Origin of the sequence: Paenibacillus sp. FSL R5-0887, assembly GCF_038002305.1 — a bacterium.
GTDB lineage: Bacteria > Bacillota > Bacilli > Paenibacillales > Paenibacillaceae > Paenibacillus_AQ > Paenibacillus_AQ odorifer.
The window spans coordinates 3,668,770-3,686,565 of sequence record NZ_JBBOCE010000001.1; the positions used below are offsets into that span (position 1 = coordinate 3,668,770).

The 17,796-nt window shown below is 47.3% G+C and carries 17 protein-coding genes; 8 read left to right on the top strand and 9 right to left on the bottom strand.

Features of this window, described 5'->3' with window-relative positions; translation table 11 throughout:
• The first annotated feature begins 59 nt into the window (after window positions 1-59).
• From efeO to nagA, 7 genes are all read left to right on the top strand, one after another.
• Window positions 60-947: an iron uptake system protein EfeO gene (gene efeO, locus MKY14_RS16410; protein ID WP_340976906.1), complete on the top strand. Its 888-nt coding sequence runs from the start codon at window positions 60-62 to the stop codon at window positions 945-947.
• A 5-nt stretch (window positions 948-952) separates the two neighbouring features.
• On the top strand, window positions 953-2,290 hold the full coding sequence (gene efeB, locus MKY14_RS16415; protein WP_340976907.1) for an iron uptake transporter deferrochelatase/peroxidase subunit: 1,338 nt from the start codon (window positions 953-955) through the stop codon (window positions 2,288-2,290).
• Window positions 2,291-2,327: 37 nt separating this feature from the next.
• The gene (locus MKY14_RS16420) at window positions 2,328-4,133 is read left to right on the top strand and encodes an FTR1 family iron permease (RefSeq protein WP_445669868.1); all 1,806 of its coding nucleotides are present in this window, start codon (window positions 2,328-2,330) and stop codon (window positions 4,131-4,133) included.
• Window positions 4,134-4,330: 197 nt separating this feature from the next.
• The gene (locus tag MKY14_RS16425) at window positions 4,331-5,311 is read left to right on the top strand and encodes a LacI family DNA-binding transcriptional regulator (RefSeq protein WP_076130419.1); all 981 of its coding nucleotides are present in this window, start codon (window positions 4,331-4,333) and stop codon (window positions 5,309-5,311) included.
• Window positions 5,312-5,545: 234 nt separating this feature from the next.
• Entirely contained in the window at window positions 5,546-6,424 is an 879-nt protein-coding gene (locus tag MKY14_RS16430) for a MurR/RpiR family transcriptional regulator (protein WP_076219325.1), read from the top strand.
• Entirely contained in the window at window positions 6,424-7,152 is a 729-nt protein-coding gene (gene nagB / locus MKY14_RS16435; protein WP_076219324.1) for a glucosamine-6-phosphate deaminase, read from the top strand. Before MKY14_RS16430 ends, nagB begins: the two co-directional genes overlap by 1 nt.
• Window positions 7,140-8,324, top strand: a complete 1,185-nt coding sequence (gene nagA, locus MKY14_RS16440) for an N-acetylglucosamine-6-phosphate deacetylase (RefSeq protein WP_076130422.1) — start codon at window positions 7,140-7,142, stop codon at window positions 8,322-8,324. Before nagB ends, nagA begins: the two co-directional genes overlap by 13 nt.
• Window positions 8,325-8,405: 81 nt before the next feature.
• On the opposite strand, the gene MKY14_RS16445 is transcribed toward nagA, so the two are convergent.
• Entirely contained in the window at window positions 8,406-9,440 is a 1,035-nt protein-coding gene (locus MKY14_RS16445) for a YhcN/YlaJ family sporulation lipoprotein (RefSeq protein WP_076281923.1), read from the bottom strand.
• Window positions 9,441-9,641: 201 nt separating this feature from the next.
• On the opposite strand from MKY14_RS16445, the gene MKY14_RS16450 reads away from it, so the two are divergent.
• Complete coding sequence (locus tag MKY14_RS16450) at window positions 9,642-10,709, top strand: glycosyltransferase family 4 protein (RefSeq protein ID WP_076219322.1); 1,068 nt, start codon at window positions 9,642-9,644, stop codon at window positions 10,707-10,709.
• A gap of 76 nt (window positions 10,710-10,785) precedes the next feature.
• Here the strand turns inward: MKY14_RS16450 and MKY14_RS16455 are convergent, their stop codons facing one another.
• The 8 genes from MKY14_RS16455 to wecB are packed head-to-tail and all read right to left on the bottom strand — an operon-like array spanning window position 10,786 to window position 17,744.
• Entirely contained in the window at window positions 10,786-11,823 is a 1,038-nt protein-coding gene (locus tag MKY14_RS16455; protein ID WP_076141521.1) for a glycosyltransferase family 4 protein, read from the bottom strand.
• The gene (locus MKY14_RS16460; RefSeq protein ID WP_076219321.1) at window positions 11,820-12,542 is read right to left on the bottom strand and encodes a glycosyltransferase family 2 protein; all 723 of its coding nucleotides are present in this window, start codon (window positions 12,540-12,542) and stop codon (window positions 11,820-11,822) included. Before MKY14_RS16460 ends, MKY14_RS16455 begins: the two co-directional genes overlap by 4 nt.
• A 33-nt stretch (window positions 12,543-12,575) precedes the next feature.
• Complete coding sequence (locus MKY14_RS16465; RefSeq protein ID WP_076141519.1) at window positions 12,576-13,151, bottom strand: class I SAM-dependent methyltransferase; 576 nt, start codon at window positions 13,149-13,151, stop codon at window positions 12,576-12,578.
• Window positions 13,152-13,156: 5 nt separating this feature from the next.
• Window positions 13,157-13,873: a glycosyltransferase gene (locus MKY14_RS16470; protein ID WP_076130428.1), complete on the bottom strand. Its 717-nt coding sequence runs from the start codon at window positions 13,871-13,873 to the stop codon at window positions 13,157-13,159.
• Window positions 13,870-14,841, bottom strand: a complete 972-nt coding sequence (locus MKY14_RS16475; protein ID WP_076309179.1) for an NAD-dependent epimerase/dehydratase family protein — start codon at window positions 14,839-14,841, stop codon at window positions 13,870-13,872. Before MKY14_RS16475 ends, MKY14_RS16470 begins: the two co-directional genes overlap by 4 nt.
• Window positions 14,838-15,677 (bottom strand): dTDP-4-dehydrorhamnose reductase family protein, encoded by an 840-nt coding sequence (locus MKY14_RS16480; protein ID WP_076130430.1) that lies wholly within the window; start codon window positions 15,675-15,677, stop codon window positions 14,838-14,840. The genes MKY14_RS16475 and MKY14_RS16480 overlap by 4 nt, the downstream gene beginning before the upstream one ends.
• Complete coding sequence (locus MKY14_RS16485; protein ID WP_036679704.1) at window positions 15,674-16,660, bottom strand: polysaccharide biosynthesis protein; 987 nt, start codon at window positions 16,658-16,660, stop codon at window positions 15,674-15,676. Before MKY14_RS16485 ends, MKY14_RS16480 begins: the two co-directional genes overlap by 4 nt.
• Window positions 16,650-17,744, bottom strand: a complete 1,095-nt coding sequence (gene wecB / locus MKY14_RS16490) for a non-hydrolyzing UDP-N-acetylglucosamine 2-epimerase (RefSeq protein ID WP_076103696.1) — start codon at window positions 17,742-17,744, stop codon at window positions 16,650-16,652. The genes MKY14_RS16485 and wecB overlap by 11 nt, the downstream gene beginning before the upstream one ends.
• Window positions 17,745-17,796: the final 52 nt, after the last annotated feature.

Here is a 17,796-nt window from a genome sequence, read left to right on the forward strand (position 1 = left end):
AAGTCCAGCATAATTGATAACGATTATCATTTAGATATAAAAAAAGGGGTGTTTTTTTAATGAAATTTACTTATGCTGTGCCTGCAAGTCTACTTGCGGCCTCCATACTGTTCACTGGATGTGCCAATAACAACAATTCTACAAATACTGTTGCCAACAGCACTACAGCCACCAACGCACCGACGACTGATGCGGCTACCAACACACCGGAGACTGCCACCGCTGACTTCACGTCAGCTATAGATCAATATCGCACATACGTCATCCAGCAATGTGATGAATTTGTAAAGCAAACAGAGAGTTTCACCAACGCTGTAAAAGAGGACAAGATTGATGAGGCTAAGGCGCTCTACGCTCCTGCCCGCATGTACTACGAACGGATTGAGCCTATTGCAGAAGCCCTTGGTGACTTGGACCCAAATATCGATGCCCGGGAAAATGATGTAGATGCGGCAGAATGGCGCGGTTTCCACAAGCTTGAGAAAGCACTCTGGCAGGACAATACAACTAAAGACATGACAGAAGTTGCTGACCAATTGCTGAAGGATGCACAGCTGCTGCGTGCGAAAGTGGAGACCGTTGAGATCGACGCGAATCTGCTCGTAACTGGTGCTGTTGAGCTGTTAAATGAGGTCTCCTCCTCCAAAGTAACCGGAGAGGAAGAACGTTACTCGCACACAGACCTGTATGATTTCGTCGCAAACGTTGAGGGTGCGCAAAAGATATACGAGCTGTTAAAACCAGAACTAGCAAAAAAAGATGCCGATCTTGAAAAAACCATTGGTGAACGATTCGCTGCCTTGCAAGCTGAGCTTGCCCCTTTCAAATCCGGAGATGGATATGTTTCCTATGAAGAGCTGAAAGAAGATGAAGTACGTAAACTGAGTCAGAATTTGGACGCCTTGGCTGAGCCATTGTCCAACATGGGAACTATTCTAGGAGTGTGACCCTCATGAATAAACATAACAAGTTCACTGGAGTACCAGGTAATCCTGAAAGTCCCCCTCTTAATGATCAATCGAAGAATGAGCCTATATTTGGTAAAAAATTAAGCCGCCGCGATATGCTGCGGCTTACTGGCGCCACTGGCCTTGGTCTTTTGTTAGGGGGCGGAGGTGTCGGTGGAATTATGGCTGCGCGTAATGCTGTAGCTGAGCCAACGAAGGCCGCAGAAGGTGATTCCAGTTCCATTCCTTTTTATGGGAGCCATCAGGCGGGGATTTTGACACCTGCACAGAACTTTATTTATTTTGCTGCCTTTGATTTCACCACAACCAAACTGGCCGATGTGAAAAAAATAATGCAAGCATGGACCACTGCCGCTGCCGCTCTTACTACTGGCGAGCTTATTGGTGACGTAAACGACAACCCCAATCTTCCACCCTCAGACACCGGGGAAGCGGACGGGCTAAACCCTGCACGGTGTACGCTGACCTTTGGTGTTGGTCCTTCCTTTTTTGATGAAAGATTCGGCTTAGCTTCGAAACGCCCAGCCCTATTGGCCGATCTTCCGGCATTTGCGGGTGACAATCTTGATCCGAAATGGTGTGGCGGGGATATTTGTGTGCAAGCCTGTGCGGATGATCTGCAGGTCGCATTCCATGCGATCCGTAATCTGGCGCGTATCGCCCGGGGGACTGCTGTACTGCGCTGGACACAGGAAGGTTTTCAACGCACTGGAGCAGCGGATCCCAAGGGGGCTACGCCACGCAATCTTTTGGGTTTCAAAGACGGCACGGGCAATCCCGATACAACCGATAACGCTGAAATGAACAAAGTGGTCTGGAACAGCAGCAGTGACGGTCCTTCTTGGATGAGCGGCGGCACTTATATGGCGGTACGCCGGGTACGTCTGCGTATTGAAGTCTGGGATCGGTCGTCGCTAAGTGATCAGGAGGCTACCTTCGGGCGTTATCGTCACACCGGAGCTCCACTCGGAGCTAAGGATGAATTCGATGATCTGGATCTTTCAGCTGCGGACGCTTCCGGGAAACCTGTCATTCCGGTGAATTCACATTCCGCATTGGCGCATGGTGACGGTACAGTCAAAATGCTGCGCCGCTCCTATTCTTTTTCCAGCGGTTTGGACGTCACCACGGGCCAGCTTGATGCAGGTTTGTTATTCATTAGCTTTCAACGTGATTTAATGAAACAATTCGTTGCCATTCAGCAGCGCCTCTCTAAGACTGATCTTTTGAACGAATATATGACTCACACCGGCAGCGCTGTATTTGCCTGCTTCCCCGGTGTCCGCAGAGGCGGCTTTATCGGGGAAACACTACTAAGCTAAATTTATGGCTGTCCATTATTGAAGGGGGATTATCCCGATGTTATCTCTTACGCATCCTAAACGGCAAATGCCAAAGGTTGCCTTGCTGATTCTGTTTGGCTTTTTGTGTATGCTTTTGCTCTCCAACCCCGCGGGGGCGGAGGGCGATGGCACGGTCGACGAGCTCCTGCCGCCGGTCGGCAGCGCACTCGTCGAAGCCGGCCAGAGCCGCTGGGACGCGGCCGCGGCCGATGTAGAAGTGTTCGCTGCGCTGTGGCGCACCGCGAACACAGGCACGCCGGACCCGGCACTCGCCGGTCCGGCTGCTGCCGTTGACGCCGCGCTTGCAGACGCGGCGAAAGCCCTTGCGGCGGGCGGCGGCGAGCCCGCCAAAACCGCACTGTCCACGCTCGCGAGAAGCGTGGACGCGTACGTCACCGCCGCCTCCGGCACGGTCGGCGGTGACACCGGAGCCGCCGGACGCGAGACGGCGGCGAAGCTTTTGCCCGCGGCGGAACGCACGCGGGATGCGGCGCGCAGCGCCGACTGGAGCGCGGCAGCGGCAGCGTACCGCGACATCGTCAGCGGATGGAAGCCGGCGGAGCGCAACATCCGGGCGGACGATTCCGCCGTCTACAGCCTGCTGGAGACGCGAATAAGCCTGCTGCGGATTGCGCTGCAGGCTGAACCGCTTCGCGAGGCATCGGCGAAATCGGAAGCAGAAGCTCTGTATCAACTGCTGGCTGATTACAGTGAAGGCAAAACCATTGACGCTGGGGATACTTCCAGTGAACCAGCTTCTATAGAGGGACTAATCAGCTACCTGAACAAAGCATCCTCCGCTGCCAAAGACAATAACAGCACAGAAGCCGCTAACATCATGGAGCAATTCATCGTAGCCTGGCCTTCTGCCGAAGGGCAAGTCCAGATCGCCTCACCAACAGTCTACAACAATATCGAAAATGAGAGTGCGGCTGTCACAGGTTACCTGCTCTCAAATCCGCCTAAACTGGATCAGGCTTTAACCATCATGAACAATATGCTTAGCGAACTAACGCCTTTGGCTGGTGAAACCACTTATAATGCTTGGGATGCCGCTTTGATTCTCTTGCGCGAAGGGCTTGAGGCTATTCTCGTCTTGTCAGCTCTTCTTGCTTACCTGAAACGTGATGGGAACGCCAAAGCGCAAAAATGGATCTGGTCCGGTGCAGCTGTCGGCCTCATCGCAAGTATCGGATTGGCTGTTGTGCTCACTTATACCATTTCTCGGGCAGCTTCCGGGGGAGCACGGGAGATGATTGAAGGAATTACTGGTCTTGTCGCAGTAGTTATGATGCTCACAATCGGACGCTGGTTACATAGCAAATCAAACACTGCAAATTGGAACAACTACGTGGGTAGGCAAGTTGATGGCGCGCTGGCCAAAGGAAACCTTTGGTCACTGTCCTCCGTTGCAGCGCTTGCTATTTTACGTGAAGGTGCAGAAACTACAATTTTTTATGTGGGCATGGCTCCATCCATCAAGCTGTCTCAATTACTGCTTGGGATTGGATGTGCTCTGATTATTCTTGTTATTGTAGGTTATGCAATTATTGCCTTGAGTGCAAAATTACCGATTGCCGCCTTCTTCCGTACAGCTACAATTCTGATTTATTACCTAGTATTCCGCTTTCTTGGGGAGAGCATTCACTCGCTTCAGGTTGCCGGCAAACTTCCTGCACATGTACAAGAGGGCTTGCCTTCAATTAACTGGCTTGGCATGTATCCCACTTGGGAAACCTTGCTTCCACAGCTGCTTGTCCTGTTGTTTATTGTGTGGGAGCTGTTTCGGAACAGATCGCCAAAGGCTTCACGAACAGCTTAGTTTTATTAATACAATAGATATACCGGTCCGTCACGCCCTTGTGGTTACGCCGGTTTAGTCCGGTAATCTCTTGCATTTACAGTCTAATTTATGAAATGGATTCCATAGCAAGCTTTTTATTTGGGAGGTAATTTGCGGACAATATGATAAAATAAAATGACTATACACAAGCACAAAAGGGAGGCTGTTGTACTCTAATGGCTAATATTAAAGAAATTGCCCGTATGGCTGGTGTTTCTGTGACAACAGTCTCGCGGGTGCTCAATAATCACCCTTATGTAAGTGAAGTCAAACGAACCGCAGTCCTAAATACTATTGAAAAATTAAACTACACGCGTAATATGAACGCCGTGCATCTGATCACTGGGCGGACTCAAGCTATAGCTGTTATTATTCCGTATACCAACTTATTTTATTTCTCAGTCATTATTGCAGGCTTGGCTCAAGAAGCACTGCTGGCTCAATACCGGCTCGTTCTCTGCCAAACCGATTATCGTACGGAAGAAGAAATTAAAGTGCTTGAGATGCTGCGGAACAAAGAAATTGACGGTGTAGTTATGGTCTCTTCAACAATGAGCTCAGAAGCTATTGAAGAATATACAGCTTATGGTCCTATTGTGGTATGTCAGGATAGGGGAGAACGCCAATTTTCTTCTGTATATATTGAGCATTATTCTGCTTTTCGCAGTGGCCTTCAATATTTGAATGATAAAGGTTACCGCCATATTGGCTACTGTGAAGGAAGACCACACGGCAGCAGCAGCTCTATCCGCCAAATTGCCTTTAGAGACTTTCTAGAAGCTACAGATCAGCCTTACAATGATGAATGGATGATCTATAACTGTCTGACCGAAGAGGACGGTGCCCGCGTACTTCACCAACTGCTGCAGATGAAGAATCGTCCTGATGCCCTGATTATTTCAGCAGGCGATCATATAGCGGCTGGTTTAATCATCGAAGCTTGGAAAAAGGGTATCCGCATTCCTGAGGATTTGGCCGTCATTGGATTTGATGATCAGCCTATCGGCCGAACGTTAGGTCTGACCACTGTAGATAATCAGTTAACTGAAATGGGCATATCCGCTTTTCGGATTATCTATGATCAGATCCAGCGAAATGATGGACAACCCGTTCACCGCAAGCTTGAGTACCGTATTATAGAACGCAATACAGTATAGTATAGTATCCTTTTCATCTTATATCTCCGTAATTACATCATTTTAACGGTCCACTTTGCAGCCTTCTGCGAGTAGACCGTTTTTTATTTTTGCATATTCCCCTTTAGTATTCATTTTTATCCCTTGCTTCCGAATGGAATTTGTTTTATCCTAAATATGAAAATAATTTTCTGCATTTAGTTAATAATCATAAAAATAATTTCAATACCCCATTGAAACGAGGTGGATGAATGGATGTCCCCAATACTGCATGCACTCGAGCATGAGAAGGCCAAGCTCTCTCAAATGGAACGAAAGCTGGCTGAACGAATTCTCTCCTCACCAGGCGAAATCGTTCATATGGGCATTACAGAATTAGCAGAACAATGCGGAATAAGCCCGGCAACGATCACACGTTTCTGTAAGGTGCTTCATTTTAAAGGCTTTCCGGATTTCAAGGTGAAGCTGGCAGCAGAAATTGCTCATAGTGATGCCGCGCCGCAGGATGGTGGCTCTTCTTATCAAGATATTGTAGCCGGCAACCCACTCTCCGTGATTGTGGAAGCGATGCAGACGAACCATCTGACCTCCATCCGGGATACTACCTCACTGTTAGATCTGGAGCGATTGCAGGCAGCAGTTCATTTATTGTGCCAAGCACGCCGCGTTGATCTATACGGGATGGCGACCTCTTCCATTGTCGCTCAGGATTTCTATCAGAAGCTGATCCGCATAGGCGTAAATTGTACTGCTTTTGCTGATTCCCATATGCAGATTACCTCTGCTTCATCACTCTCCGAAGGTGATGTCGTATTTGCAGTATCCTATTCGGGAGAGACTCCCGAGACCATTGATGCCTTGATGTGTGCGAAGGCTAGCGGAGCAAGCACTATCGCACTAACCTCTTATGGCAGCAGCACCTTGGCTACTCTGGCGGATATCCCCCTATTCTCCTCATCTTTGGAGAAAGGCATGCGCCGGGGAGACATGGCCTCACGCATAGCTCAGCTTCACATCATTGATATTTTGTTCACTGGAATGGTCAGCACCCGTTTTGGGGATTTTATTCCTAGACTGGAGCAATCTTATCTCAATGTCCAACAATACCGAAACAAACGAGGAGGACAATCCTAATGAATATTCTAAAGTTCCATAGTGATGAAGATTTCGTACAAACGGGTGCGAATCTTATTGCCAGCCTGCTGCAAAGCAATCCTAAAGCCGTGCTCGGTCTTGCGACCGGAAGCTCCCCAGTTGGGGTTTATGCCAAATTGGTTGAAATGCACCAAAAAGGACTTGTGAGTTTCTCTAAAGCAACTTCCTTTAATCTGGATGAGTATATCGGCTTGCCTGTCGACCATCCACAGAGCTATCGCAGTTTCATGAACGAGCAATTATTTAACCATATAGATATTGATTCAGGACAGACACATATCCCTAACGGAAACGCAGCGGATATGGAAGCAGAATGCCTTGCATACGATAAAATGCTGGAAGAAAACGGACCCGTTGACTTGCAGATTCTCGGTATTGGCAGCAACGGCCACATTGGATTCAACGAACCCGATGCTAACCTCAGCAGCAAAACCCATGTCGTCGACCTGCTTGAAGATACCCGGGAAGCAAATGCTAGATTCTTTGACAGTTTGGATGAGGTCCCTCGGCAAGCGATCACAATGGGCATTGGAGGCATCCTAAAAGCACGCCAAATCCTCTTATTAGTTCGTGGTGCCGGCAAAGCTGAAGCCATTCGCAATGCTGTTGAAGGCCCGATTACAACCCAATGCCCTGCATCTTTGCTGCAGAGCCATCCAAATGTAATCGTTCTCGTAGATGAAGGAGCAGGCAAATGGCTGAAATAAATAAAGAACTAGAACAGTTGCTGTTCGGTAAGGTACTGACTCCCCAAGGTTTAATTGAGCACGGTGTGATTGCCGTATCTGGAGAGCAGATCCACTATGCTGGCGATGCGGCTTGGCTTCCAGAGCGTTACGCGCATTGGCCTGCCAGTGGTCAAGCAACGGATCTTCTGATCCCCGGATTTGTAGATGTACATGTTCATGGTGGAGCTGGCCACGACTTTATGTACAGTGATACTGAATCGCTGAATGCCATCACTAAGTTCCATAGTTCCCAAGGAACAACAACAATGCTGGCTACAACCATGACCGCTTCCAAGTCTGCTATTGACCAAGTATTCTCCGAAGTCAGCGCTTATCGCGCTGCTGAAATGCCTTACACACAAATCGCAGGCATGCATTTGGAAGGACCCTTCATCAGCCCGAAATGGTCCGGCGCACAAAATCCAGAGCATATTGTTCCTGCCAATATTGAGTGGCTAGCACAATGGGAGAACGATTATCCAGGAATGATCCGGCAAGTCACGCTTGCTCCGGAACGTGAAGGTGCCCTCGAAGCTATTCTCTGGCTGCGCAAGCACGGTATAACTGCAGCTCTCGGGCATACGGATGCCTCCTTTGAAGAGGTTATTGCCGCAGCAGATGCTGGACTTAACCAAGCCGTGCATATGTTCAATGCGATGACACCCCTACATCACCGTAAGCCTGGAGCGGCTGGAGCTATTTTGTTCGATAAGCGCATTCGCGCAGAGATTATAGCCGACGGGATTCATGTTCATCCCGCAGCCATTTCTATATTGACCCGTCTCAAGAAAGAGAACAATTTATTACTGATTACTGATGCCATGTCTGCAACTGGACTTAGTGATGGTGAATATACAATCGGTGATTTACCTGTACTCGTTCAAGATGGCATCGCTACCCTTAAAGATAATCCCGCTGCTCTAGCTGGAAGCACACTAACGATGATTCGCGGCTTCCGTTATCTGATCCAAGAGGTAGGACTCACCTTGGAAGAGGCCTCCCGCGCTGCAAGCCTTACGCCAGCGGCGTCCATTGGAATGGAACGAAGCATTGGCTCCTTGGAGGCTGGAAAACGCGGCGATATCCTACGCCTTGATGCTGAATTTAATATTCGCGGCGTATGGATCGGCGGACGTCCAATCACCACTTAATAAAATTAGCTCCAAACAAAAAAGCAACAATTCTCTCCAGATGGTGAGATTGTTGCTTTTTTATTTAGATCACAAAAATCATTAATAATTACGAGTTGGGAAAATTCGTTCAACCATGGTGCGGAATTCATCCACAAATCCTTTTATCGGATGACCGGCACGAGCCTCTTCAGCATAAACATTGGCGCGTTCCACGAAGTCAGGATTTGCTGATACGTATACATCCTTAATTCTCGCATCATGTTTTTTAACTTCCGCAGCAATTTTATCTTTAATTGCTTTGGTAACTGTTTCTGTTTCTCTTGTATTTATGGTGTTATTTGTGTTATTCGTGCTATTGGTGTTGTACATATGCGTCGAATTACTTCTGTAATTCGTATCATGGGTACTAGGAGTGGTACTGCGCATGCCCATTCCCATTCCAGTTCCCATACCTTTTCCCATCCCCATATCTACATCATGTTTCGAGCCATTGCTGTTCAGCAGAGGACCATTATTATAAGTATGGTTTCTTGTCGTACCTGTTCCCATAGTACCTGTACCTGTTCCTGTTCCCAACATATCCGCTCCCAAATTACCCATGCCATTGATTCCATTTCTGGTTGCCGGTCCAGTACTTGTTGTACCAGGAACTGTATTTACAGTACCTTTTAAGGCTCCGTTCATACCATTGGTTACGGCTCCAGTATCATTCATTCCATCACGGCCAATTTTCACTCTTCCTGTACCAGACATTACGCCAGTCGGTCCATAATTGTGAGGAGTGGTTGAGGATTTTGCCCGATAAGATGGAGTCCCTTTGGCACGCAGGCCAGCAGTTGCATCATTTAAAGTTACTGCTACATACGCGCTTTTTCCTGCAAGCATTACATTCGCTGAGCGGACTTCAGGCATTGCAGCAATCCGGTCTGCAAGCTCCTGACTAACTTCCATCTTAGTGATGTTATGTGTGCCACCGCGTACGGAATTCACACCAATACGCCCATCATTTACTCCCCGGACACTATTGGTTTGCACATTCGATTTTTCTGCCGTATTGGTTCCACACCCCGTAATACTCACCAAGCCGAGAAGCAATGCAGCTGAGACTGACATACTGATCTTGGATCGCAACATGAATTCATCCTCCATCTCTAATGTTGTATGTGTGCAGTGTACGATCGTTAGGATGACCTTCTGAAGAACAAGCTATCCTGAAAGGATTTGGAACTATGCCGCTTTGACCGTCACCCGCGAGTGCAGATCGGCGTATCTTATAAACAGTAAGCCATATCTCAACAAGTCGGTATTACTCCGCAAAAGTCAGGAGGCTTGTGCATGAAAGTTCTATTTACGTTTTATGTACCGAGTGGCGGGGTGGAGACATTAAATAAGCTGCGATGTGAAAGTCTCCAGCGAAGTGGGATCGAATGCCATGTTTTATATCTAATGCCGGGTTCAGGCCAGAATACGACCAATTTTCCGGTATTTGTCTCATCTTCAGATGAAGAAATTAAAAATTTGCTGGAGACCCATAATTACGATGCCATTATTGTTACATCTGATTATTTATTACTGAAACGTCTGCGTGAACTCGGTTACCGCGGTATTATGATATACGAATCTCAAGGCCTTGGAAAACGCAGTCATGCGGAAACTCTGATCAGAGATGCCGTCCCTTATTTACGTTCTTATTGTAATGCGGTACTAATCCCGCCAACCGATCATTTATTGGAGCTGTTTATTGAAATCTGTCCCTGGCTGCATCGTTATGTAATTCCGAATATTGTTGATGTCCAGTCCTTTCAGCATATCCCTGCTGAACCTCCCGCTAATCCGGTTATCGCTTGGGTAGGCCGGCTAGAGAGCAATAAAAATTGGCGGGAATATTTGAGAATCGCCCATGAAATTCGCCTTTATAAACCAGATATTCATTTGTGGATGTTCCATGATCCTAATTTAGCCGCAGAGGATCAGAAACAATCCTTTCAGGAGGAGCTACACGCTCTAGGGCTGAATGATCGTCTAAGTACTTTTACCAATATTCCTAATCATGTAATGCCCATTTATTATTCCTCGATCGCTAATTCGGGTGGATTCCTGTTAGCTACCTCCATTACAGAAGGATTTGGATATGCTGTTGCCGAAGCGATTTGCTGCACTTGTCCAGTACTTAGTACAGATTCCGATGGTGTCAGATCCTTTATTGTTCATAATGTCACGGGTAAATTTTACCCGCTTGGCAATATTCCAACTGCCGTCAACGAAGGACTGGAGCTTATGAACAATATTCCTCTGCGAGAGGGTCTCCGCCAGCAAGGAAGAGGATATATGGTCTCACGCTTCGGAACCGAGAAGTATGCGCAATCTTTTCGTGAAATGATGAATTCCTATGCCATCTTCTAACCGATATCATGCAAAAAAACCTTCAAGCCACTTCTCACGTGGTATTGAAGGTTTTTTATATTTTAAGGACATATTATTAAGAGTTCCTCGCTACGATCTCAAACAGTGCATTCTGAAACAATTGTGTGCTTTTTTCCCAAGTGAAATGCTGTGAATCCTGCTCCCCCTTACGAGCCAGCCGCTGGCGTAAATCAGGGTCTTTGATCAAGGTTATGATATCATCCGCGAGCCGATTCTCAAACCGGTAGGACATTAAGCAGTTATGGCCATGCCTGCCATATTCCATATTCCCACCGGAGTAAACAGTAACGAGCGCTGCTCCACAACGCATAGCCTCGATGCCTGGTAGCGATCCCGTATCATACGTACTTGAGCTTACAAAAATATCGCTCTCACTATAATGGTAACAAAGCTCAGTATCATTTGCAGGAGTCCTTATATGATATCGTTCGTCCGCTAATAAAGTTTGCAGGGTAGTCGACTCAGCAAATTCACCAGGAGGAATGATCAAATAAAGTTCAACTTCTGGATGAAGTCTTCTGACCCGATTTAACTGTTCAAGCAAATAGTCTTGTTCACGATGGCCTGAGAATCCACCCTCTGGCTTTCGCATAACCGCGGAAACTACAAGCTTATTTTCAGGTTCACGAATGTTCAAATTTCTAAAAACAGGATTCACACCAATGGGCACGATTGTCCCCTTAATCCCATGATTCATCTGGACGATTTCTTGCTGCCAACGGGATAGTACAAGCAGATTGCTGGTTAAACTATAGGATGCAAAAGAACGGCTATTGTCAGGTAAAAAAGTGGGCTCGTAGCAAAGCGCTAAACGAATATGAATCCCTTTTCCCTCATTACTTGCCTGCTGCGATACCTCGACTGTGGTATAAAAGTTGGAGACAATCACGTCCCCCACTGGAAAATCGCTGGCCGACAAATCACCATCTGCCGCATAACGCAATTCACAATTTATCTCGTATTCAACGACACCATCGCTGGGCAAGAGGATCGTAATTTCATGACCGATCTCTGACAGACGATTAGCCAGTTCTGCCAGCATCCGTTGTGCTCCGCCCCTAGATAGAGTTAGAACAGGAAATATTAATTTCATTCCCCTCTCTCCTTTAGCAGCAGATGCGATAGAACCCCATGATGGTTTGCTTGTACCTGTTCTATCTCTCTTTTCTGCGCCTCACTATAAATCACTGAGCCCATCTCTTGATGCACTCGATAATCAAGCTGCGGATACTCAATATAAGACCAGCTAAAATGCGGTAAAATACGCAGCCATAAATCATAGTCTTGAGTATATAACAACATTTCATCGAACGTTCCTACAGCACGAAATATATCCATATGAAGAAGAACTGTACTCCCATTCACCGGACAACCCAACATCATAGTCTCAATAAAATGGGCTCTGCTGCTAAAAAGCATACTTACCGTATCTGAGATCCGTTCTCCCTGCTCATTTATATAATAATAGGCTGTATAGTTAAACAAAGTACCCGTACTTTTGAGCTTTTCTATTTGGTTTTTGATTTTATCCGGGTGAAATTGATCATCTGCACTGAGCCAGGCAAAATACGTTCCGGTAGCCACTTCTATCCCTTTGTTCAAAGCAGAAGCCGTCCCTCCATTACTCTTTTGTATATAAATGATTCTGTCACGGAAGGGGGCCAACTTCTCCAGCCATAGGGTAGAACCGTCATCGACTACAATAAGTTCTATATTCGGATAGCTTTGATCCAAGACACTTTGGATGGCGAGATCCACATACGAACAGTTATAAAATGGGATGATCACCGATACTTTAGATTCTTCACTCATACGCGCTCACCTCCTTCACCCGGAGCTCAACTTTTATACTGTTTTACAAGCAAGCAGGGCATCTACTGGTGCATGGCCCTCCCCGAATGCTTCACGAAACGATGGGTTTTGGGCATGATGGAAACCTTTAAGTACCGTTACCTCATACCCAAGTGCAATAAAATCCTCCGGCTCCCATCCGCTCCGATGCTTTTGAAAATACTCTCCCTGCAAATGATAATGATCCATACCCTCCTGTGGAAAAAAGCCCCGAGGGGTAAATACAACTACTCGGTTATTGGCGATTCTTTCGGCCATCCCTAGCAGAGTCTTCGCTTCATTTTTATTAAAGTGCTCTATTGAATCAATAAAGGTAACCGCTGAAAATGTTTTGGGGAGGAATAATTTATCCATATGACTGGCATCTGCATGTACCGGAATAATATGAGGTGACTTATATTGACGATGCAGCAGGTACGGCCTGTGAATTTCTAATCCAAGCACTACTGCGGCTTCATATCGTTCAAGCAGGGTACCGGTGCCGCTGCCGATATCCAGAATACTCTGGCAGAATTTCAACTGTTCCAGTAAGACTGGCAGAAAGTCATTCACTTCAATTTCCCGGTACATTACCTTCAGCCCCCCATAGAAGAAATCAAGTGCTGCAGCGAATTCTTGTAGCGGGCATTGGTCGCAGCTGCCTCTGCCATAATTACATCAAAATATTTGATCGTTCCCATGCCCTCATGCGTCCGGTAAGCTGTGAGGGATTGATTCAACATCACCGGTGGATATCCGTTCAGAATGGCGCGGAACCATAAGTCATAATCATGGGTGTAAGGAAGTGATTCATCAAAAAGTCCGATGGCTCCAAACACCTCTCGTTTAAACATCACCGTACAGCCATTAATGGGATTACCGTGTAAAAAACAACGTAAGTAATCCAGGTGACTAGGAAACAATGGCGCAGCATTCAGCTGAACCAGCTGCGATTGAGCGTTAATATAATTAAAGTTGGTATAGGAGATTAACAAGTGGTTCTGCTCCATGAACAGAACCTGATTGTTGATCTTATCCCGATAAAATAAATCATCCGAGCTAAGCCAGACCACATAGTCACCCGTTGCATTCAATATGCCGTGATTCAGTGCGGAGGCGGTTCCCCCATTGCCTTTGCCCAAATAATGAATTCGGGAAAGATACGGTGTAATTAGATTGCTATGGGCATGCGAGCCGTCATCGACAACAATGATTTCGTAAGGTTCCCAAGACTGGGAGAACGCACTTTGCAGGGCGTGCTCAATATAAGGACAATTATAAAAAGGAATCACTACCGAAACCTTCGGTCTCATAACAACCTCCCCTCCCCGCTAACTCGGTAATAATTCAAAATATCCATTAACGATTGGTTAAGCCCAATTTCCGGAAGCCAGCCCAGTGAAGTCACATCAGCCTCAGGGGTTGATGCTTCTGAATGAACCTTCTTATCCGCTGTGGCTGCGATCTCTGAAATAGCCCGTTCAGCATCTGCAGGTCCCCAGTCCATTGGCACTGGACCTACAGAATGACTGAGCAACTGCTCCGCGATCTCCCCGAGTTCCCGCTGCTTCCCCGAATCGATGCGATAGATGGTTCCATTTGTACCTTTACGCAAAATGTAATCATAAGCTCTAACGGCATCTCTTACATCTAAAAAATCACGCAGCGCATAACGAGAAGAGAGCTTAAATGGAGGTATTTCCTCTTCTGGCTGGCCTTCACTTCGGACAATGTGCTGTGCTAATAAAGAGCAGAAGCCGGTGGAAGGACCGGGACCAATCAGATTACAGGGCTCAGCCAGCAGAACCGGCTGTTTAAATAAGGTGCCCCAAGCGAGGGACACCAGCTCTTCTATTGTTTTGCTAAGACTGTACGGGTGTGGTGGCCCAGCCACCACACCCGGTTTGAACTTAAGTCTGGAGCCAGCCACTAGAATCCGACTGCTCGGCAGGCTTCGCATGGCCTCCAGTAAATATAAGGTGGCCATCACATTGGTCTCCATATAAAGCAAGGGATTAAGCCATGACTCGGGTACGGAGTTCTTCCCAGCCAAATGAAGGACAGCGTCCGGTGTAGTTTGCTTGATCATCTCAGCTACTGCTTTCCGGTCACTTAAATCACAAATATATATCTTTACTCCTTCTGGAAAAAGAGTGGAGGCAGCTGTTGATTGCGGCCGCAATACAGCGATAACCTCACCCCCTCCTGCCGAAAATAATCGAACGGCATGTTGCCCGGTAAATCCACCGGCTCCGGTAATCAGAAGTCTTTGACCTGTCATAAATACATCTCTGACTGTTTCATCCAGTCAGCCAGTTCCTGCAGCATTAAAGGATATGAAGGCAGCGGCAAGAGGACATCCGCTCTTGTATTCACTAGTGTACGATCCTGAATATGTTCATCCTCAGGGATGATCTCCACATTTTCTTTATGAAAAGCCGCCTGAATATGCTGAAGCAGCTCATATTTACTTACCGGCTCTGGATGCGCTAAATGGATTAGCCCCGATACGGGGGAATCCAGCATTACATCCACTGCTTTGGCTAATTGGAGCGTTGTGACCCCGTTCCACATCACCCGCCGGTATCCTGAAACTTTACCACTCTGCGCCAGGAACCAATCCATCAGACCAATACCGCCTGAGCGGATTTCGGGACCAATAATGGAAGTGCGAATCGTAAGATGCCCGGGTTTTTGCACCTCACCGAGACTTTTCGAAATTGCATATACAGAGGTTCCATCAGGAGCATCCTCTTCGGTGTACCCTCCGCGTGTTCCTTCGAACACGCAGTCGGTACTGATATGAATGAGCCTTGCCTGAACATCCTCCGCCTTTCGCCACAAGTGATGAGGGAGAAAGCCATTCACGTGGTAAGCCCCAATTTTGTCACGCTCCGCGAATTGATTGAGAACCCCCATTGCATTGATAATGCAATGAGGGGAAACGATATCGACCAGCTTCTCAACTCCGGCTATATCGTTCGCATCTACATACAGCCCGCCAAGATCGCTCTTATCCCGGGTTGTATGGAAGACGTGATGCTTGCCCTGGCGGCGAAAATAATCCGCCAGCATATGCCCCGCCATACCGTTTCCACCTAGGATAAGCAGCTTCATTGCAGGAACCCTCCCCGGATCAAGATGCTTTTGATCTCTTCCCGATCCATCAGATTCGTCTCTGAACTGAAGCTATTGAAAGAGACATGAGGATAAGCGCTATAATGTGCCTTTAATTCCGGCATGTTCAGCGTAGGGAGAATTACTAGATACTGTTCATCGTAGACAACGGTAGTTAAGCTTTCGAAATCGCTCATCAGAATCTCGTGGATTTTCTCCCCCGGACGAATCCCGGTCTCAACAATACTCACATTGGACTCTCCGGAAGCCTCAATCAGCACCTCAGCAAGATCGATAATTCGGCAGGTAGGCATAGTCATGACGAAGATTTCTCCACCTAAGCTAACCTCAGAAGCTTTAAATAATAACGTAATAGCATCGCGTAGGGTAAAAAAGAAGCGGGTCATTTTCATATCCGTAATGCGTACCTGACCCTTATCTTTAATCTGCTTCATGAACAAATGCACTACGCTGCCGTTCGTTCCGAGCACATTACCTCCGCGTACAGTAACGAACCGGGTGTTTGAGCCAATCAGATTGGCATAAACGAACAATTTTTCCCCGATCGCTTTGGTCATTCCATAGAAGTTGGATGGGTTCGCAGCCTTATCGGTAGAGATGTAAATTGCTTTCTCAACGCCATTTACAATGGCAGCTTCGATCACATTTTGAGTTCCCACTACATTGGTTTTGAGTGCTTCATAAGGCTGATCTTCACAGACTGGAACATGTTTGAGCGCCGCCAGATGAAAGATATAATCAACGCCACGGCAGGCTGCAATCAGCGCATCCTTGTCACGGATATCGCCAATGATAAAGCTGAGACGTTGATCTTCAAACTCCCGGCTCATCGCCACTTGAGCGGATTCACTGCGGGAAAATACGATGATTTCCTTAGGATTTTGTGGCAGAAGTTGCCTAATCAGCTCATGCCCCCAGGAACCAGTTCCGCCTGTGACCACAATCCTTTTATTATTGAACATGCAGGTTCCCTCCAAGCAAGAATTTAACTACCTTGACCGAAACATCCGGAGTCATGTATCCTTCCGGTGCCTCCCAATCCCGATTGAGCGCCGTCATCAGCTTGACGCTGCGCAGAATACTTTTCTGATCTACACCTGAGACTACATTGCTGCCACAATCCACTGTTTCTGGACGTTCCGTCGTTCTGCGAATCGTAACTGTTGGCACTTTCATCAAGCAGCATTCCTCCTGTACAGTCCCGCTGTCGGTGATGGCACATAAGGCGTGCTGTTCCAAATAGACAAAATCAAAAAATCCGAAAGGTTCATGAAATTCAACTAGTGGGTTCATTGGAAGGGAAAATTGCTCAGTAAGTTTGGAGCGAGTGCGAGGATGAATGCTGCATATTAAACGAATTCCAAAATGCTCAGCCACTGCGTTAAGACCCGACATAATTTGTACAAGGGACTCTGGATCATCTACATTCTCAGCACGGTGGGCCGTGACTAGGAAATACTGTCCTGAGGTAAGCTTCAGCTGCTCCAGAATGTCGCTGGTCTGGATTTTGTGCTCAAAATGGGTCATGACCTCATGGATCGGATTTCCTGTTAACACGATACGCCTGCTGGGGAAACCTTCGCTGATTAGATGTCTTTTGCTCTGCTGCGTATAAGGCATATTAATGGTCGAAACGGCGTCGATGACACGGCGGTTTTTCTCTTCTGGTACTTGGAGGTCATAGCAGCGGTTGCCCGCTTCCATATGCACCACCGGAATTCCCATACGTTCAGCCAAAATCGCACATAACGCGCTGTTCGTATCGCCCAGAAGCAAGACGCGATCTGGCTGTTCTTTTAGTAAAATGCTTTCTAACCCTCCGAACATGGCGGCAAGCTGGCCGCCTAGTCCTGCTTGTTTATCCTGCAGCACATAATCCGGTGCCCGCAGTCCCAGCTCAGCAAAGAAAATGCCGCTGAGACTGGCGGTGAAGTTCTGGCCTGTATGCACCAGGATGTGCCGCTCAGCATGTTCGTCGAGAAGCGGAATGATTACACTGAGGCGAATGATTTCAGGCCTCGTGCCTAAAATCGTCATGATCTTCATGAGTTCACTCCCCTGCCTGTTTAATTATGGTCTGACTTGGTTCAGTCAGCGG

Bases quoted from the DNA above. Each gene is read 5' to 3' on its own strand.
- efeO (WP_340976906.1), top strand. From the start codon at position 60: ATGAAATTTACTTATGCTGTGCCTGCAAGTCTACTTGCGGCCTCCATA.
- efeB (WP_340976907.1), top strand. From the start codon at position 953: ATGAATAAACATAACAAGTTCACTGGAGTACCAGGTAATCCTGAAAGT.
- MKY14_RS16420 (WP_445669868.1), top strand. From the start codon at position 2,328: ATGTTATCTCTTACGCATCCTAAACGGCAAATGCCAAAGGTTGCCTTG.
- MKY14_RS16425 (WP_076130419.1), top strand. From the start codon at position 4,331: ATGGCTAATATTAAAGAAATTGCCCGTATGGCTGGTGTTTCTGTGACA.
- MKY14_RS16430 (WP_076219325.1), top strand. From the start codon at position 5,546: ATGTCCCCAATACTGCATGCACTCGAGCATGAGAAGGCCAAGCTCTCT.
- nagB (WP_076219324.1), top strand. From the start codon at position 6,424: ATGAATATTCTAAAGTTCCATAGTGATGAAGATTTCGTACAAACGGGT.
- nagA (WP_076130422.1), top strand. From the start codon at position 7,140: ATGGCTGAAATAAATAAAGAACTAGAACAGTTGCTGTTCGGTAAGGTA.
- MKY14_RS16445 (WP_076281923.1), bottom strand. From the start codon at position 9,440: ATGTTGCGATCCAAGATCAGTATGTCAGTCTCAGCTGCATTGCTTCTC.
- MKY14_RS16450 (WP_076219322.1), top strand. From the start codon at position 9,642: ATGAAAGTTCTATTTACGTTTTATGTACCGAGTGGCGGGGTGGAGACA.
- MKY14_RS16455 (WP_076141521.1), bottom strand. From the start codon at position 11,823: ATGAAATTAATATTTCCTGTTCTAACTCTATCTAGGGGCGGAGCACAA.
- MKY14_RS16460 (WP_076219321.1), bottom strand. From the start codon at position 12,542: ATGAGTGAAGAATCTAAAGTATCGGTGATCATCCCATTTTATAACTGT.
- MKY14_RS16465 (WP_076141519.1), bottom strand. From the start codon at position 13,151: ATGTACCGGGAAATTGAAGTGAATGACTTTCTGCCAGTCTTACTGGAA.
- MKY14_RS16470 (WP_076130428.1), bottom strand. From the start codon at position 13,873: ATGAGACCGAAGGTTTCGGTAGTGATTCCTTTTTATAATTGTCCTTAT.
- MKY14_RS16475 (WP_076309179.1), bottom strand. From the start codon at position 14,841: ATGACAGGTCAAAGACTTCTGATTACCGGAGCCGGTGGATTTACCGGG.
- MKY14_RS16480 (WP_076130430.1), bottom strand. From the start codon at position 15,677: ATGAAGCTGCTTATCCTAGGTGGAAACGGTATGGCGGGGCATATGCTG.
- MKY14_RS16485 (WP_036679704.1), bottom strand. From the start codon at position 16,660: ATGTTCAATAATAAAAGGATTGTGGTCACAGGCGGAACTGGTTCCTGG.
- wecB (WP_076103696.1), bottom strand. From the start codon at position 17,744: ATGAAGATCATGACGATTTTAGGCACGAGGCCTGAAATCATTCGCCTC.